Annotated in this window: 17 protein-coding genes and 1 other RNA gene; 11 read left to right on the top strand and 7 right to left on the bottom strand. The window is 73.6% G+C overall.

Going from position 1 to position 15,070, the window contains the following annotated elements:
• Positions 1-18: 18 nt before the first annotated feature.
• From GA0074704_RS23565 to GA0074704_RS23550, 4 genes are all read left to right on the top strand, one after another.
• Entirely contained in the window at positions 19-531 is a 513-nt protein-coding gene (locus GA0074704_RS23565; RefSeq protein WP_088972506.1) for a SigE family RNA polymerase sigma factor, read from the top strand.
• Positions 528-1,916 carry a hypothetical protein gene (locus GA0074704_RS23560; protein ID WP_157743773.1) on the top strand — a complete coding sequence of 463 codons (1,389 nt, stop codon included), beginning with the start codon at positions 528-530 and terminating at the stop codon, positions 1,914-1,916. Before GA0074704_RS23565 ends, GA0074704_RS23560 begins: the two co-directional genes overlap by 4 nt.
• Positions 1,917-2,006: 90 nt before the next feature.
• Positions 2,007-2,414: RNase P RNA component class A (gene rnpB, locus GA0074704_RS23555), an RNA gene on the top strand.
• A gap of 284 nt (positions 2,415-2,698) precedes the next feature.
• Positions 2,699-3,478 carry an SDR family oxidoreductase gene (locus GA0074704_RS23550; RefSeq protein WP_088972504.1) on the top strand — a complete coding sequence of 260 codons (780 nt, stop codon included), beginning with the start codon at positions 2,699-2,701 and terminating at the stop codon, positions 3,476-3,478.
• A gap of 45 nt (positions 3,479-3,523) precedes the next feature.
• Here the strand turns inward: GA0074704_RS23550 and GA0074704_RS23545 are convergent, their stop codons facing one another.
• Entirely contained in the window at positions 3,524-4,582 is a 1,059-nt protein-coding gene (locus tag GA0074704_RS23545) for an IS110 family RNA-guided transposase (RefSeq protein WP_088971859.1), read from the bottom strand.
• Between the two features lie 308 nt (positions 4,583-4,890).
• Here GA0074704_RS23545 and GA0074704_RS23540 point away from each other — a divergent pair, with 308 nt between their 5' ends.
• On the top strand, positions 4,891-5,160 hold the full coding sequence (locus GA0074704_RS23540; protein ID WP_088972503.1) for a hypothetical protein: 270 nt from the start codon (positions 4,891-4,893) through the stop codon (positions 5,158-5,160).
• A gap of 44 nt (positions 5,161-5,204) precedes the next feature.
• Here the strand turns inward: GA0074704_RS23540 and GA0074704_RS23535 are convergent, their stop codons facing one another.
• Positions 5,205-5,810: a maleylpyruvate isomerase N-terminal domain-containing protein gene (locus GA0074704_RS23535; RefSeq protein ID WP_088973927.1), complete on the bottom strand. Its 606-nt coding sequence runs from the start codon at positions 5,808-5,810 to the stop codon at positions 5,205-5,207.
• Between the two features lie 110 nt (positions 5,811-5,920).
• Between GA0074704_RS23535 and GA0074704_RS23530 the strand changes: the two genes are divergently transcribed.
• A complete protein-coding gene (locus GA0074704_RS23530; protein WP_088972502.1) occupies positions 5,921-6,202 on the top strand; it encodes a hypothetical protein in 282 nt (93 codons plus the stop codon).
• A gap of 172 nt (positions 6,203-6,374) precedes the next feature.
• Here the strand turns inward: GA0074704_RS23530 and GA0074704_RS23525 are convergent, their stop codons facing one another.
• The 4 genes from GA0074704_RS23525 to GA0074704_RS23510 form a co-directional block, all read right to left on the bottom strand.
• Positions 6,375-6,869, bottom strand: a complete 495-nt coding sequence (locus GA0074704_RS23525; protein ID WP_172880747.1) for a roadblock/LC7 domain-containing protein — start codon at positions 6,867-6,869, stop codon at positions 6,375-6,377.
• Positions 6,866-7,237, bottom strand: coding sequence for a hypothetical protein (locus tag GA0074704_RS23520; RefSeq protein ID WP_088973925.1), 372 nt, complete (start codon positions 7,235-7,237; stop codon positions 6,866-6,868). Before GA0074704_RS23520 ends, GA0074704_RS23525 begins: the two co-directional genes overlap by 4 nt.
• A 244-nt stretch (positions 7,238-7,481) precedes the next feature.
• A complete protein-coding gene (locus GA0074704_RS23515) occupies positions 7,482-8,735 on the bottom strand; it encodes a M48 family metallopeptidase (RefSeq protein WP_088973924.1) in 1,254 nt (417 codons plus the stop codon).
• Entirely contained in the window at positions 8,732-9,157 is a 426-nt protein-coding gene (locus GA0074704_RS23510) for a hypothetical protein (protein ID WP_157743772.1), read from the bottom strand. Before GA0074704_RS23510 ends, GA0074704_RS23515 begins: the two co-directional genes overlap by 4 nt.
• A gap of 208 nt (positions 9,158-9,365) precedes the next feature.
• Here GA0074704_RS23510 and GA0074704_RS23505 point away from each other — a divergent pair, with 208 nt between their 5' ends.
• From GA0074704_RS23505 to npdG, 5 genes are all read left to right on the top strand, one after another.
• Positions 9,366-9,569, top strand: coding sequence for a hypothetical protein (locus GA0074704_RS23505; RefSeq protein ID WP_088973923.1), 204 nt, complete (start codon positions 9,366-9,368; stop codon positions 9,567-9,569).
• A gap of 81 nt (positions 9,570-9,650) precedes the next feature.
• On the top strand, positions 9,651-10,514 hold the full coding sequence (locus tag GA0074704_RS29545; RefSeq protein ID WP_231926661.1) for a histone: 864 nt from the start codon (positions 9,651-9,653) through the stop codon (positions 10,512-10,514).
• Positions 10,515-10,604: 90 nt separating this feature from the next.
• Complete coding sequence (locus tag GA0074704_RS23495; protein ID WP_088972500.1) at positions 10,605-12,035, top strand: RNB domain-containing ribonuclease; 1,431 nt, start codon at positions 10,605-10,607, stop codon at positions 12,033-12,035.
• Positions 12,036-12,273: 238 nt separating this feature from the next.
• On the top strand, positions 12,274-13,332 hold the full coding sequence (locus GA0074704_RS23490) for an IS110 family RNA-guided transposase (RefSeq protein ID WP_088971859.1): 1,059 nt from the start codon (positions 12,274-12,276) through the stop codon (positions 13,330-13,332).
• Positions 13,333-13,587: 255 nt separating this feature from the next.
• Positions 13,588-14,286, top strand: a complete 699-nt coding sequence (npdG, locus tag GA0074704_RS23485; RefSeq protein WP_088972499.1) for an NADPH-dependent F420 reductase — start codon at positions 13,588-13,590, stop codon at positions 14,284-14,286.
• Here npdG and GA0074704_RS23480 read toward each other — a convergent pair.
• The gene (locus GA0074704_RS23480; RefSeq protein ID WP_088973921.1) at positions 14,273-14,902 is read right to left on the bottom strand and encodes a DUF402 domain-containing protein; all 630 of its coding nucleotides are present in this window, start codon (positions 14,900-14,902) and stop codon (positions 14,273-14,275) included. The genes npdG and GA0074704_RS23480 overlap by 14 nt on opposite strands.
• Positions 14,903-15,070: the final 168 nt, after the last annotated feature.

The following is a 15,070-nucleotide window of genomic DNA, read 5'->3' as shown; positions in this document are numbered from 1 at the left end:
CCGGTGGAGGGGTGCCGAGTGGATGACCCGGACTTCCGCGAGTTCGTCGAGGTCCGCTACGGCGACCTGCTGCGGACCGCGTACCTGCTGACCGGCAGCCGGGACGCCGCGCAGGACCTGGTGCACGACGCCCTGCTCCGGGCGATGCGGCACTGGTCGCGGGTCGACGAGCCGATGGCGTACGTCCGGCGGGCGATGGTCAACGAGCGCACCAACCGGTGGCGCCGGCTCGGCCTGCGGGAGCTGCTCCCGGGCGTGCTGCCCGACCGGCCCCGCGCCGACGAGACCGACGTGGTGGCCGAGCGGGACGAGTTGCTGGTGGCCCTGGGGCGGCTGCCCGCCCGGATGCGGGCCGTGCTGGTGCTGCGCTACTGGGAGGACCTCTCCGAGGCCGACGTCGCGGCGGCCATGGGGTGCTCGGTGGGAACGGTGAAGAGCCAGGCGGCGCGGGGGCTCGCCCGGCTGAGGGACGTGTTGCGACCGGCCGGCCGCCCGGCGGTGGCCGACCGACTGATCGGGGAGCAGGCATGAGCGTGGACGAACTGCGGGCCGGGCTGGCCCGCGCGGCGGCGACCGTGGTGCCGCCGGACGACCCGTACGGCCGGTTGCTGCGGCACGCGCGGCGGCGCCGGCTGGCCCGGCGCACCGGGATCGGCGCGGCCCTGGCCGGCGCACTCGCCGCCGCCCTGGCGGTGCCCGCCACCGGCATCGGGTTCGGTGGTGGCGGCGGAGACGGACCGGTCGTCTCCCCATGGGTGTGGCGGCTGATCGACGCGCCGACCCGGGGCAACCTGGCCGGCGACACCCGGCTGGTCCAGGAGCTGGCCCGGGCCTTCCACGACGCCCAGCCGGCGACCGGCGTCGGCAAGGAGCTGTCCGAGGTCAAGGTGCTCTTCGTCGACGAGACGGCGGGCATCCGGCAGGTGGTGGTCGTCTACCACTCCGACACCGAGGTGGCGTTGAGCTCCCGCCAGGCCCGAGCCGGGGCCGCGCCGGCGGAGCTGCTGCGCGGCAACGGGAGCACCACCACCCACATCCGCCCGTTCACCCGGGTCAACGGGGTCGGCCCGGCCGAGGAACAGGTGATGATCGGCCTGGTCCCGGGCGGCTGCACCGTGTCCTGGGCGCCGACGGGCCAGCCGGCCGCTGACGGGAGCATCCGACGCACCTGGCGACCGTCGCCGACCCAGGGCTACCTGCTGCTGGCGGAGCCGCAGATCAAAGGCTGGTACCGGGTCGAGTGCGACGGCACGGTCCGGGAGGAGGGCCCGCTGGACAGCACCGTCCAGATCGACGGCGGCCCTCCGCCGCCCCCGACCGGCGCCGACATCCCGGCCACCGAGGCCGCCGCGGCCAGCGCCTACCGGATCTTCGCCCGGGGCAGCGGGCTCGGTAGCGCGCCGGTACGACGCTGGAGCGGCCGGCTCCCCGGCGGCGACGGGCTCCCCGCCGCCGTGGTCACCGGCGGCCCGGCCGGAGCGCCCACCCTCCTCCAGATCGGCCCGAACGGCAACACCATGCTGGCTTTGGCACCGCCGCAGGACGCCGTCCCCGACGACAGCGAGACCCTCGCCGCCGAGCGCGCCGGCTGGTCGCTGGCCAGCACCGCAGCCGGCGGACCGGCCGACCTCACCGTGGTCCGGATCCCGGTCCGGGCCGGTGGGCACGCCGAGCTCGGCGACCAGGTGCTGGTCGTACCCCCGGAGCGGACGGCGTCGGTCGAGGCGTACCGGCCCAACGGCGCGGTGCTGAGCGTGCCGGTCGCCGACGGCGCAGCGGTGCTCGCCGTGCCGGTCGGCGAACGGGCCATGATCCGCGCCCTCGCCGCCGACGGTACGGTCCTGGCCAGCACCGGGCTCCGCGAGCCGGAACACGGCCCGCGCCTCTTCGGCGAGCAGCTCCTCTCCGCCTGGTGACCGGTGGGTCCCGGAGCGGCCCGCCGTCCGCTCCGGGACCCACCGGAAATGCCCACGGCCCGCCCGCCGTTAGGATGGGGGCGCGACGGACGAGTCGACCGGGCGGTCGCGTCGACGGGCTCCGGCCCGTCGCCGAGGAACGTCCGGACTCCACAGGGCAGGGTGGTTGCTAACGGCAACCCGGGGTGACCCGCGGGACAGTGCCACAGAAAACAGACCGCCGGCCCGAAAGGGTCGGTAAGGGTGAAACGGTGGGGTAAGAGCCCACCAGCATCCCGGGTGACCGGGATGGCTCGGTAAACCCCACCCGGAGCAAGGCCAAGCAAGGGCCGTTTCGACGGCCCGGCGCAGACGCTCGAGGGCTGCCCGCCCGATGTCTGCGGGTAGGCCGCATGAGCCTGCCGGCAACGGCAGGCCGAGATGGATGGCCGCCGCCGGCGCGAACCCTTCGGGGGTGCGTGCCGGGCACAGAATCCGGCGTACAGGTCGACTCGTCCGTCGCCCACCGGCTCAGAGCCGTTATCAAGGCTCTGAACTGCGCTTTCATTGGGTTCTCTTGGTCGTCTTCGGTCGTCGTCGCGCGATGCCTGGCGGCCCGACGGCGGCCCGGACGGCCCAAGGGTGGCCCGGGTCGGTACCTCGCTACCGATCACGACGAACCGGCGGCGCCGTGCCGTTGCGCCCGAGCGATGTGCTGCAGGCTCTGCCGTTTGGCGCGGTATTTCCGGTGACGGTCTTTGGGTGGGCTGCAACGATGGCGCGTCGAGGGGGTGCGACCGCAGATGGCGCTCATGGATGGCAGGGATCAACAGCATCGGCCCGTAGCCCTGGTGACCGGCGCCAGCCGTAGTGCTGGCATCGCCGCGTCGGTGGTGCTGACGCTGGCTCAGGCCGGCTGGGATGTCGGGTTCACCTACTGGACCCCGTACGACGAGCGGATGCCATGGGGCGCCGACCCCGAGGCGGTGACGCAACTCAGCAGCCAAGCCGTCGGGCACGGGGCAAGAACTGCCGCGATCGAGGTGGACCTCAGCGATCCTCACGGCGCGGCTGGCATCTTCGAAACCGTGGAGCGAGAGCTGGGTCCGGTCAGTGCGCTCGTCCTGGCCCACTGCGAGAGCGTCAATTCGGGCCTGCTCGACACGAGTATCGAGAGCTTCGACCGCCACTTCGCGGTCAACACCCGCGCGAGCTGGCTGCTGATTCGCGAGTACGCCCAACGGTTCCTGGGGGCTCATGGCACGGGACGCATCGTCAGCCTGACCAGTGACGCCACCGTCGGAAACCTCCCCTACGGAGCGAGCAAAGGCGCTCTCGATCGGATCACCCTGGCCGCCGCCCGAGAATTAGCCCACCTCGGCGTGACCGCCAACGCCATCGATCCCGGCCCAACGGACACCGGCTGGATGACGGCAGAGATCAAGGATGCCGTCCTACGATCCACGCCGCTCGGTCGCCTCGGCCGACCGCAGGACTGCGCCAACCTCGTAGCGTTTCTATGCTCACCCGGCGGCGGCTGGATCAACGGCCAACTCCTACACAGCGACGGCGGAATCTCCTGACCAACGATGCGTCCCGACGACGGCAAGGCGATGCTCCTATGGATGTCAAGGGGTGTGGAGAGCGGCGAAGTCGGCGAGGAGGGCGGTGTGGACCTCGCGGATGACGTATCGCTTGAGGCACCGCATGATCTCTTTCTTGCCGAGGCCCTGTTTGGTGCGTTTGTCGACGTATGCGCGGGTGCGTGGGTCGTAGCGCATCCGGCTGAGCACGATGGTGTGCAGGGCGTTGTTCGCGGCTCTGTCGCCGCCGCGGTTGAGGCGGTGGCGGTCGGTGCGTCCGCTGCTGGCGGGTATCGGGGCGGCGCCGCAGAGGTGGGCCAGGGCTGCTTCGGAGCGGAGCCGGTCGGGGTTGTCGCCGGCGGTGGTCAGCAGTTGCCCCGCGACTTCCGGTCCTGCGCCGAACAGGCGGCTAAGGGCCGGTGCGGTGCGGGCGACGGCGGGGCGCAGTCGTCGATCGGCGTGGGCGATCTCGGCGTTGAGCGCGGTGATCCGAGTGGCGATCGCGGCGAGGGCGGCGTTCGTGGCGTGCACCGGGTCGGTGAGCGTGGACTCCTCGACACGGAGGTCGACGCATCGTTGGACGAGCGCGGCACCGGTGAGGCCGGCCAGATCCTCCCGCAGTGCGTCCGGCGCGGAGGTGATCAGGCCGTGGAGCTGGTTAAGGGCTGCGGTGCGGGCCTTGACCGCGCCGCGGCGGGCCACCCGCAGGACGCGGATCGCCTCGACCGGGCCGGTGCGGGTCTTCGGGACACCGGTGGCCTGCCCGGACAGGGCCGTGCGGGCGGCGGCGAGGGCATCGATCGGGTCGGACTTGCCCTTGCTCCGACGGGTCTTGCGGTCAGGGCGGTCGATCTCGACGACGGTGATGCCCGACGCGCTCAGGTGCCGCGCCAGGCCAGCGCCATAGGCGCCGGTGCCCTCCACCCCGACCTTGACCACCCGGCCGAAGGCGCGCAGCCAGAGCAGCAGCTGCTGATATCCGGCTGCGGTGGCCGGGAACTGCTGGTCACCGAGCACCCGACCCGCCTGGTCGACCGCGGCGGCGTGGTGCGTCTTTCCGTGGGTATCAACCCCACCCGTGACCTGGCGCTTCTTGGCTGTCATCCTGGAACCGTCGTCCCTTTCGCTTGCACCGACAGGGTCGGCACGCACTTGCTGGGACGGGCGGACAGGACAGTGATGGGGCCTCTTGCACAGGCTCCTATCAGGTCACGACGCCCCTGCCAGTGACGTGCAGGAACGGGGTCACCCGGAACCGATCGACGAATCGCACAGCAGGACAGCATCGTCGGTCAGGCGGTGAGTCAGACCAGACCGGGTGACCCCACCTACATCCTCACTGTCAGGCGTCCTCTGACGCTGCTTCGTCAACCATCACCGGGGACGCCACGGGGGACCGGCACAACGGCGCCGTGACGACGGATCGGCCCGGGGACATCAGGCCCGGGGACATCTACGAGGACTGCTCGTTCCATCCCGTCCTGTGCACCCACGTCGACGGCGACGAGATCGGCGGAATCTCCCTGATCGACGCCAGCAGCCCGCGAGCCTGCTCCCTCTCCGGCTGCGCCGTGGTCAAGCTGTCCGTCGCCGACGTGGTCGCTGCCCGGGCCGACTGGCCCCGCTACGAGGCACGCCGGAGGCGGGACTTCGCCTTCGGGCCAGGGGCGGCCGGCGGCTGACCACGTTGGCGCGGCCCTGGCGAGCGGGGTCGCAGTGATCCGGCTTACGGGTCGACTCGTCCGTCGCCCACCGGCTCAGCGACCTGTCCGACCGCGGCCCGCAAGACCCATGACGTGGGTCGAGGCCGGCCGGGAAGGTCGGTACGCCCGGTGGACCAGAGCAGCGCCTGGACCGGTTCCCCGACCGGAGCGTCGGGAAAGAGTCGGGCGAGCACGGCGCGGCAGAGAGATGCGGGTGGCTGCCAGGCGATGCCGAGACCTGCGGTGATGTCGTGGGTGTGCACCAGCGTCTCGTTCACGCCCAGCGCCGCGAAGCCGCTCCGGTCCGTCGGGCCCCAGCGCCAGGCCCGTACCGAGGGGTCGGATGCGGCCAACACGGTGCTCAGCAGCCTGCCTGCGGCGGTGACCGTTCGCAGCAGATCGCGGGGTGACGCGTCGTCGCTTACCACCAGGTCGAACGGAAGGTAGGCGGCGTCGGGCAGGGCGGCGAGTTGGCCGGCGTACGCGAGGAGGTCGTGCGCGACGTGGGCCGCCGTCTCCCAGCAACTCCAGGCGAGCGGGCCGGCCGGGCGTCGCCAGTCCGCCGACTCGTGCGGTGCCAGCACCCGCACCATCTCGGCCACGGCTTCGTCGACGTCACGGCTGTCCATGGGGCGCATGTCGAGAGCCTGCCAGATCTGCGCCATCGCCACCCGTGCCGATCTGGTTTGGCCGGCAGAGCAGCCGGCAACTATCCCGGTCGATCGGATCGGGGGGCGTCATGGACATTGATGACCGGGACAGGAGGCTGGGCGCGGGACGGGCGAAGCCGGCCGTCGCCGTGGGCGTACTGGCCGCGATCGCGGTGGGGTTGTTCGTCTTCTTCATCGGCGTGCCGTCCCGCAGCGGCCCCGACGGGCTCGGCGCCCACGACCGGTCCGCCGCGCTGCTGATCGGCGCGGTGATCGGCGTGGTTGCCGGCTGGCTGACGTTCCGTCGGGGCATCCGCAGCTGGATCGACCCGAACACGGGGCGGACCGACCCGAAGACGCCGCGCCACTGAGCCGGGACGCCAAGCCGCTGAGCCGGGCTCGGCTGGGCCGAGACGCCGAGACGCCGGGCCGCCGGGCCGCGCCACCGCGATCGGCGCGCAGGTCCCGGCCGCCACCGCGCGCCGCTCCGCCAACCCTGAAGCCCGGCATCCTGGCCCAGCCGGTCCGTCGGCGGACTCCGCCTCAGGCGTCCGCCGGCGTCCCGGCCAGCAGCGTCGCGAGCCGTCCGGCCACCGCCGGCGCCGTCAGGTGCAGCCGGGCCACGTTGATGGCGTCCGCGCCGATCACCGCCAGCAGCGCCTGCCCGTCGACGGCGTAGACGCTGAGGTAGCCGGCCTCGTTGCGGACGGTGGACTGCTGGAAGCCGCCCTGCCCGAGTCGCAGCCCGACCTGCCGGCCGAGCCCGTACGTGGTGGCGGCCAGCGCGGCCACGTCGTTCGGGTCGGCGTCGGCGGGCAGGTTGTGCGCGACCAGCAGGCCGTCGACGCCGCCGAGGACGCAGCCCTGCACTCCGGGGATCTGCACCCGCAGCTCGGTCAGCTCCCGGCCGATCGCCGGGTACGGCAGGGACGGGTCGCCGGCCAGCGACGGCGGCAGCTCCCGCGCGGGCGGTGGGTCGGCGGCCCGGCGGGCGGCGCGGCGGGGCAGGGCGGTTGCGGTGTTCTGCGCCGCGGTCACAGTTCCAGGCTCTCCTCGATCACGCGCAGTTGGTGCCGGGCCAGCGCCAGGTTGGCCCGGCTCTTGCTCACCATCAGATAGAGGAAGAGCCCCTTGCCGCTGCGGCTGGTCAGCGGCCGGATCAGGTGGTACTGCTCGCCGAGGGTGATCAGGATGTCCTCGATCTGGTCGTTCAGGTTGAGCATCTCGATGGTGCGCAGCTTGGCGCGTACCACGTCGGTGTTGCCGGCGGCGGCGACCGTCAGGTCGATCTCGCTGGTGCCGCCGGCCACCCCGAGGGTCATGCCGCTGGTGTAGTCGACCAGCGCGGCGCCGATCGCTCCGTCGATGCTCATCGCGCTCTTCAACGCGACGTCAAGGCTTGCCACGGTGTTCTCGTCTCCCCAGGTGCGGTTGCGGCGCGTGGTCGCCCGGATCGTCGTACCGGTGGCGCGGGCGGGGGAGCGCCGCAAGAGTTCCGGTCGAGGCTTGCACGAAAGGGACGTGCGGCGCACGCGCGGGCAGCCGCAACGGGCTGTCCGGCGGGCGAGTGACACCGGGAGTCCCGTCGACGGGACCGCTCCGACGGATGGTCCATCGCGCGTCGGCCTGCTAAGAAGTCCTATGGTGCGGTCAGGCCGCCCAACTCACCGCCCGGCGGACCTTCTCGTACTCGGCGGCCAGCTCGGCGTCGATCCGGGTCCGTCGCTGTTCGGTGAGCACCACCAGCGGCTCGTGCCGGGGACGGCTGGCGAGCAGCCGTTGCCGGAGCCCGGTCGGCGGGTGCTCGGCGAACAGGGTCACCTCGTCCCGTACCGAGAGCTGCCGGACCAGCGGCAACCGGTCCGCGGCGGCGAGGCGGGCGTCGGCCACCGCGGCCCGCCAGCGGTCCGGCCCGTGCCCGGCCCGCGACTCCCGGCGTACGGCCAGCGCGATCGACTCCTGCGCCAGCAGCGCGTCGAGCATGCCGGTCGCCGCGTCGGTGCCGGCCACCCGCGCGGCCATCTCGTCGGCGAGGTACTCGGCCCGCTGGCTGTCCCGCAGCGCGACCGCGACCAGCACCAGTTGCGAGGCGAGCAGCACCCGGGCCAGCACCGCCTGGACGGCGTGGGCCAGCGCCAGGCCGACCAGCTCCAGCAGCCCGGCCCCGGAGACGGTGCCCACCGGGCGCACCAGGTCGGCGGCGGAGCCGAGCATGGTGAGCGCCGGCTGCACCAGCGGCGCCCGGCGCGGGTCCCCGTTGGCGAAGTGGCCCAGCTCGTGGCCGAGCAGCGCGACCCGCTCGCCGGCCGGCAGCGCGCCCCACAGCGGCAGCCCCAGGCAGAGCACCCGGCGTCGGCGCACCCCGACCGTTCCGGCGTACGCGTTGAGGGTCCCGTCCACCGCGAGGACGTGCGGCGCCGGCGTGCCGGCCGCCGCGGCGACCTCGTCGACCAGGGCGAACAGCTCCGGCGCCCGGTCCCGGTCGAGCACGGTGAGGTGCTCGTCGAGCCGGCCGAAGCGGGGCCGGAGCGCGTACGCCAGGGCGAGCAGCACGACGCCGAGCAGCATCGACAGGTTGGGGAACGGGAATGCGACCAGCAGCCACACCCCGGTGGCGGCCAGCGCCAGCACCCCGGCGAGCAGCAGCACCGAGACGGCCATCGTGACGATCCGCGCCACCGGGGATCCGGAGTCGTCCAGCCCGCGCGCGGACAGCCGCGCGAACTGCCCCACCGCCAGCCGGTGCGCCCACCGGTCCAGCCGACCCCAGGCGAACTCGCGCTTCCGCCGGGCCGGGTCGTACGCGTCCAGGTTCCACTCGCAGCCGGGGCACCAGGGCGCGGCCTCCCGCAGCGCGGTGGTGCCTGTCCCGCAGCTCGGGCAGGTGGCCGCCGTCGTCGTCACGCCGGGCACGGCAGCCGCTCGATCGCCGCCGGAACCGGCCGGGCCTGCACCACCAGGGCGAAACAGCCGTCGGCGTTCGCCCGCTGCCAGCCGAACAGCGACGTGGCGGTCTTGGCCACCCGTACCCGGAAGACCAGTCGGACGGCGCGGACCGGCTGGTCCCGCACCTCCAGCACCTCGACCCCGGCGACCTGGGCGGCCGTCGAGCGCAGCCGCTCCCGTGGCGCGGTCGGGGTGGCCAGCAGTTCCGCTCGGGTGCGCTGCGCGGTCGCCGTCACCTCCCGTTCCGCGCGCCGCTCCAGTCGCTGCTGCGAACGGTCCCGCAGCAGCGGAACGCCCGCCACCGTCCCCGCCACGGCCGTCGCCGTCACCGCCGCGGCGGCCACCCGGCCCCGCCGCGTCCTTCGTCCCCCGCGTCGCACCCCGGAATTGTGCGGGACCGGCCGGTCAGCCGTCTGCCCCGTGCCCGCCCGGACCGGCCCGCTTGGCCCTATCGCCCCAGCTCAGCACGGTCGTGGTCGGTTCCGCCGTTTCGGCCCACGAACATCCGACGATCTCTACTGTGGAGGTCATCGGCGACTTTTCCCGGTTCCGGTGGCGGCTGGGCTGATCGCGGTGCACAGTGATCACATGAGCGACGACGGACGTGGTGGGCAGTACTACTGGTGCACTCGACACCACCGGGTCGAGACGGATGCCGACGTGTGCCCCGCGAAGCACGTACTCGGTCCGTACGCCTCGGCGGCCGACGCGGAGAACGCCCTGCAACGAGTGCAGCAGCGTAACGAAGCGTGGGAGGCCGAGGACGCCCGCTGGGCCGGGGAGGGCAGCTAGACGGCGCGGGACGGCCGCGTCGAGGAACTCCGTGCTCCGTGAGGAGACACGTGAGCGCAGGTCCCCAAGGAGGGAATCGACATGGCCGAAGCACGTAAGGCCACCACCCGCCCGGCCGCCAAGCGCACCACCGCGGCGAGTTCCGCCGCGAGGAAGCGGACCACCGGCGCAACCGCCGCGACGTCCACCCGGACGACGTCGGCCGACAAGGCGTCCCCGAACGCCTCCGGCGCCGGCTCGGGCCGCGTCCCGGCGAAGAAGGCCGTGGCGAAGAAGGCGGCGGCCAAGAAGACCGTCGCCCGCAAGGCCTCCACCGCCAAGAAGACGGCGCCGGCCACCCGGACCACCGCCAAGAAGGCGCCCGCCACCCGCACGTCGACCACGGCGGCGAAGAAGACCACCGCCACGAAGACCGCGCCGGCCCGGAAGACCACCGCGGCGAAGAAGACCACCGCGGCGAAGAAGACCACCGCGGCCAAGAAGGCCCCGGCCGCGAAGAGGACCACGGCCGCGGCGAAGGCCCCGGCCGCGAAGAAGACCACGGCCGCGAAGAAGACCACGGCCGCGAAGAAGACCGCCGCCGCGAAGAAGACCACCGCCACCGTGAAGAGGACCGGCGCCGCGGTGAAGGAGACCACCACGGCGGCGAAGAAGGCCCCGGCGAAGAAGACCACCACCGCGCGGAAGACGACCGCCACCCGTCCGACCGGCGGCGCCCGCAAGGCGGCGGCGACGAAGGCGCCGGCGAAGAAGGCCACCGCCACCTCCTCGACCACCGCCCGCAAGGCCGCGGCGAAGAAGGCCCCCGCCGGTACGACCGCCGCCAAGAAGGTCACCGCCCGCAAGGCGCCCGCCCGCGCGGGCGCGTCCCGGGCCACCGCCGCCCGGTCGACTCCGGCCCGGTCGACCGCCGCCCGGGCCTCGGCCCGCAAGTCGGCCCGCTGACCGTCACCGGCGGTACGTCCGACCGGCACCCGGGGCGAACCGTCCGTCCGCCGGAAGGCGGTACGCCGGTTCCGCTGCCAAGATTGACCCGTGGTCATCCGACGCGTACTGGCACCCCGTATCGACTTCGGCGCGCTGCGCCGCGAGCTGAAGCTGCCCGAGCAGTTCCCGCCCGCGGCGCAGCGCGAGGCCGACGAGGCGGCCGCCGCGCCGCTGCCGCCCGCCGCCGACCGCACGGACGTCGAGCTCGTCACCCTCGACCCGGCGAGCTCGCGCGACCTCGACCAGGCCATGCACCTGAGCCGCCGGGGCGACGGCTACCGCGTGCGGTACGCCATCGCCGACGTCGCCACCCACGTACGCCCCGGCGGCGCGCTGGAGGAGGAGACCTGGCGCCGGGGGCAGACGGTCTACCTGCCCGACGGCAACGTGCCGCTGCACCCGCACACGCTCGGCGAGGGCGCGGCCAGCCTGCTGCCCGGCGAGGAGCGGGCCGCGGTGCTCTGGACCATCGACCTGGACCGCGACGGCGGCACCGTCGCGGTCGAGCTGGAACGGGCCCGGGTACGCAGCCGCGCCAAGCTGGACTACCTCGGTGTGCAGGCCGACGCCGAGGCGGGCCGGCTGCCCGACCCGATCGCCCTGCTGCCCGAGATCGGCGCCCTGCTAACCGCCCGCGGGCTGCACCGCGGCGCGATGAACCTGCCGCTGCCGGAGCAGGACGTGGAGCCCGACGGCGACGGCTGGCGGCTGGTGCTGCGCGGGCCGGTCCCGATGGAGGACCACAACGCGCAGATCTCCCTGCTCACCGGCATGGCCGCCGCCGACATCATGCTGGCCGGCCGGATCGGCCTGCTGCGGACCATGCCCCCGCCGAAGCCGGAGGCGGTGCAGCGGCTGCGTACGGCGGCCGCCCCGCTGGGCGTGGACTGGCCGGCCGACGTCGGCGTCGGTGAGCTCCTCGCCCGGCTCGACGCCTCGGAGCCCCGGGCGGCCGCGTTCATCGACCAGGCCGCCGAGTTGATGCGCGGCGCCGGCTACACCGCGTTCGACGGCGAGCTGCCGCAGCAGCCGGAGCACGGCGGCGTCGCGGCCGCGTACGCCCATGTCACGGCGCCGCTGCGCCGGCTGGCCGACCGGTACGCGACGGAGGTCTGCCTGGCCCTGCACGCGGGCCGGGAGGTGCCCGACTGGGCGCGCACGGCGCTGCCGAAGCTGCCGGAGGTGATGGCCGTGACCGACCGGACGGCCTCCGCCGCCACCCGCGGGGCGATCGAGCTGGCCGAGGCGGTCCTGCTGGAGCACCGGGTGGGCGAGACCTTCGACGCGGCCGTGCTCGACGTGGACGCGCCGCCGTCGGGCGAGGCCAAGCCCGGACGGGAGCCCGGCGGGACGGTCGCCCTCGACGAGCCCCCGGTCCGGGCCCGCTGCACCGGCGACCTGCCGCTCGGGGAGCGGGTCCGGGTCCGGCTGGTCACCGCCGACCCGGTGCAGCGCAAGGTCCTCTTCGCCCGCGCCTGACAGTGAGGATGTAGGTGGGGTCACCCGGTCTGGTCTGACTCACCGCCTGACCGACGATGCTGTCCTGCTGTGCGATTCGTCGATCGGTTCCGGGTGACCCCGTTCCTGCACGTCACTGGCAGGGGCGTCGTGACCTGATAGGAGCCTGTGCAAGAGGCCCCATCACTGTCCTGTCCGCCCGTCCCAGCAAGTGCGTGCCGACCCTGTCGGTGCAAGCGAAAGGGACGACGGTTCCAGGATGACAGCCAAGAAGCGCCAGGTCACGGGTGGGGTTGATACCCACGGAAAGACGCACCACGCCGCCGCGGTCGACCAGGCGGGTCGGGTGCTCGGTGACCAGCAGTTCCCGGCCACCGCAGCCGGATATCAGCAGCTGCTGCTCTGGCTGCGCGCCTTCGGCCGGGTGGTCAAGGTCGGGGTGGAGGGCACCGGCGCCTATGGCGCTGGCCTGGCGCGGCACCTGAGCGCGTCGGGCATCACCGTCGTCGAGATCGACCGCCCTGACCGCAAGACCCGTCGGAGCAAGGGCAAGTCCGACCCGATCGATGCCCTCGCCGCCGCCCGCACGGCCCTGTCCGGGCAGGCCACCGGTGTCCCGAAGACCCGCACCGGCCCGGTCGAGGCGATCCGCGTCCTGCGGGTGGCCCGCCGCGGCGCGGTCAAGGCCCGCACCGCAGCCCTTAACCAGCTCCACGGCCTGATCACCTCCGCGCCGGACGCACTGCGGGAGGATCTGGCCGGCCTCACCGGTGCCGCGCTCGTCCAACGATGCGTCGACCTCCGTGTCGAGGAGTCCACGCTCACCGACCCGGTGCACGCCACGAACGCCGCCCTCGCCGCGATCGCCACTCGGATCACCGCGCTCAACGCCGAGATCGCCCACGCCGATCGACGACTGCGCCCCGCCGTCGCCCGCACCGCACCGGCCCTTAGCCGCCTGTTCGGCGCAGGACCGGAAGTCGCGGGGCAACTGCTGACCACCGCCGGCGACAACCCCGACCGGCTCCGCTCCGAAGCAGCCCTGGCCCACCTCTGCGGCGCCGCCCCGATACCCGCCAGCAGCGGACGCACCGACCGCCACCGCCTCAACCGCGGCGGCGACAGAGCCGCGAACAACGCCCTGCACACCATCGTGCTCAGCCGGATGCGCTACGACCCACGCACCCGCGCATACGTCGACAAACGCACCAAACAGGGCCTCGGCAAGAAAGAGATCATGCGGTGCCTCAAGCGATACGTCATCCGCGAGGTCCACACCGCCCTCCTCGCCGACTTCGCCGCTCTCCACACCCCTTGACATCCATAGGAGCATCGCCGGCCTCCCGGAGGCCTGCCTCCGGGCCGCCTGCCCCCGCGTGTCCCCGCCCCGGGTGTTCCCGCCCCCGGTGTTCCCGCCCCCGGGTGTTCCCGCCCCCGCGTGTCCCCGCCCCCGCGTGTCCCCGCGCCCGGGTGTCCAGGCCGTGCCGCCGCTGTCAGGCGGGCGTCAGCCGTAGCGGGCATTCTCACAACGCCCGGCGCTGCTCTGGCGGCGGCATTTTGCGAGGATGACGGCATGGCTTACGACGCGACCACGCTGCCCGACGTGTCCGGGCTGACCGTTGGCATCATCGGCGGCACCGGTGACCAGGGGCGGGGGCTCGCCTACCGGTTCGCCCGGGCCGGCAACAAGGTGCTGATCGGCTCCCGCTCCGCCGAGCGGGCCGCCCAGTCCGCCGCGGAGATCGCGGGCCTGCCGGGAATGCCGGCCGGCGTGGACGTGACCGGCGCCGACAACGACGAGGTCGCCCGGCGCAGCGACGTGGTCGTGATCGCGGTCCCGTGGGACGGGCACGCCGCCACCGTGGCCGCCCTCGCCGAGCCGCTCGCCGGCAAGATCGTCGTCGACTGCGTCAACCCGCTCGGCTTCGACAAGCAGGGCCCGTACGCGCTCACCGTCGCCGAGGGCAGCGCCGTCCAGCAGGCCGCCGGGCTGCTGCCGGACTCCCGGGTCTGCGCGGCGTTCAACCACGTCAGCGCGCCCCTGCTGGCCGACCCCGAGGTCGACCGGATCGAGCTCGACGTGCTGATCTGCACCGAGGACCGGGAGCTGGTCGACGTGGTCGCCGCGCTCGCCGCCCGGATCCCCGGCATGCGGGGCATCTACGCGGGCCGGCTGCGCAACGCCCACCAGATCGAGGCGTTCACCGCCAACCTGATCGCCATCAACAAGCGCTACAAGGCGCACGCCGGCATCCGCGTCACCGACCTCTGACGGCCGCCGCCTCCACGTCGCGCGGCAGCCGGGGCGCCGGCCAGTCCGGGCCCGGACGGAAGTCGGTGTACGTGCCGTCGAAGGGAAACTCTCCCGCCTCGACGAGCCGGATGACCCGCTCTCCCTCCGCCCGGATCCCGTCGGCGCTCGCCCGGTCGAAGTAGAGCGGGTGCCCGACGCGCTCGGCGAACTCGTCGTCGTCCTTCCACTCCCAGCGCCGCTGCGGGGTCACCACGATGTCCAGGACCAGGTCCGTGGTGTCGACGCCGCCGGGGTGGCGGACGCAGGGCTCCTCCAGGTTGACGTACCAGCCGGCGAAGGTGCCGCCGTCGAAGAACCACCACACCGAGTACGCGGAAGCCGGCGGCATGAGCACCAGGACGTCGTACTTCTCCCAGGCGCCGACGGTCAGCCTCGGGTCCCGCAGCTCGTCGACGGGCAGTTCGTGCGGGTTCCGGCCGTCGGCGTCGACGAGCCGGGCGACGTCGCCGCCCACCGGGTTCCAGAGCAGCAGACCGTCCGCGTCGTCGGCGACCACCCGCATCGGCTGCACCCAGGTGCACCGGCCGCCGCGCCAGTAGCGACGGGTGACGATGCTGCCGGGCTCGAAGGTCACGGTCGCACCGTATCCGAACCGCAGCCGCCGCACCGTCCTCCGCCTCGCCCGCGGCCGGGGTCCCGACCGCTGGCCCTCGTCAGTTGGGCGCCGGCTGCCGCGGACCGCTGGGGAACGACGGTCGGCAGCCGCGCTCCACGGCACGAGCCGGCAGCTGTCGACCGGCGG

The organism is Micromonospora siamensis (assembly GCF_900090305.1).
GTDB classification, from domain to species: Bacteria; Actinomycetota; Actinomycetes; order Mycobacteriales; family Micromonosporaceae; genus Micromonospora; species Micromonospora siamensis.
This window is presented reverse-complemented; position numbering and strand designations above follow the sequence as displayed.

What these genes read in the sequence shown, in the direction of transcription:
- GA0074704_RS29545 (WP_231926661.1), top strand. Translation starts at nt 9,651, where the DNA reads ATGGCCGAAGCACGTAAGGCCACCACCCGCCCGGCCGCCAAGCGCACC.
- GA0074704_RS23490 (WP_088971859.1), top strand. Translation starts at nt 12,274, where the DNA reads ATGACAGCCAAGAAGCGCCAGGTCACGGGTGGGGTTGATACCCACGGA.
- GA0074704_RS23535 (WP_088973927.1), bottom strand. Translation starts at nt 5,810, where the DNA reads ATGGACAGCCGTGACGTCGACGAAGCCGTGGCCGAGATGGTGCGGGTG.
- GA0074704_RS23560 (WP_157743773.1), top strand. Translation starts at nt 528, where the DNA reads ATGAGCGTGGACGAACTGCGGGCCGGGCTGGCCCGCGCGGCGGCGACC.
- GA0074704_RS23545 (WP_088971859.1), bottom strand. Translation starts at nt 4,582, where the DNA reads ATGACAGCCAAGAAGCGCCAGGTCACGGGTGGGGTTGATACCCACGGA.
- GA0074704_RS23550 (WP_088972504.1), top strand. Translation starts at nt 2,699, where the DNA reads ATGGCGCTCATGGATGGCAGGGATCAACAGCATCGGCCCGTAGCCCTG.
- GA0074704_RS23530 (WP_088972502.1), top strand. Translation starts at nt 5,921, where the DNA reads ATGGACATTGATGACCGGGACAGGAGGCTGGGCGCGGGACGGGCGAAG.
- GA0074704_RS23505 (WP_088973923.1), top strand. Translation starts at nt 9,366, where the DNA reads ATGAGCGACGACGGACGTGGTGGGCAGTACTACTGGTGCACTCGACAC.
- npdG (WP_088972499.1), top strand. Translation starts at nt 13,588, where the DNA reads ATGGCTTACGACGCGACCACGCTGCCCGACGTGTCCGGGCTGACCGTT.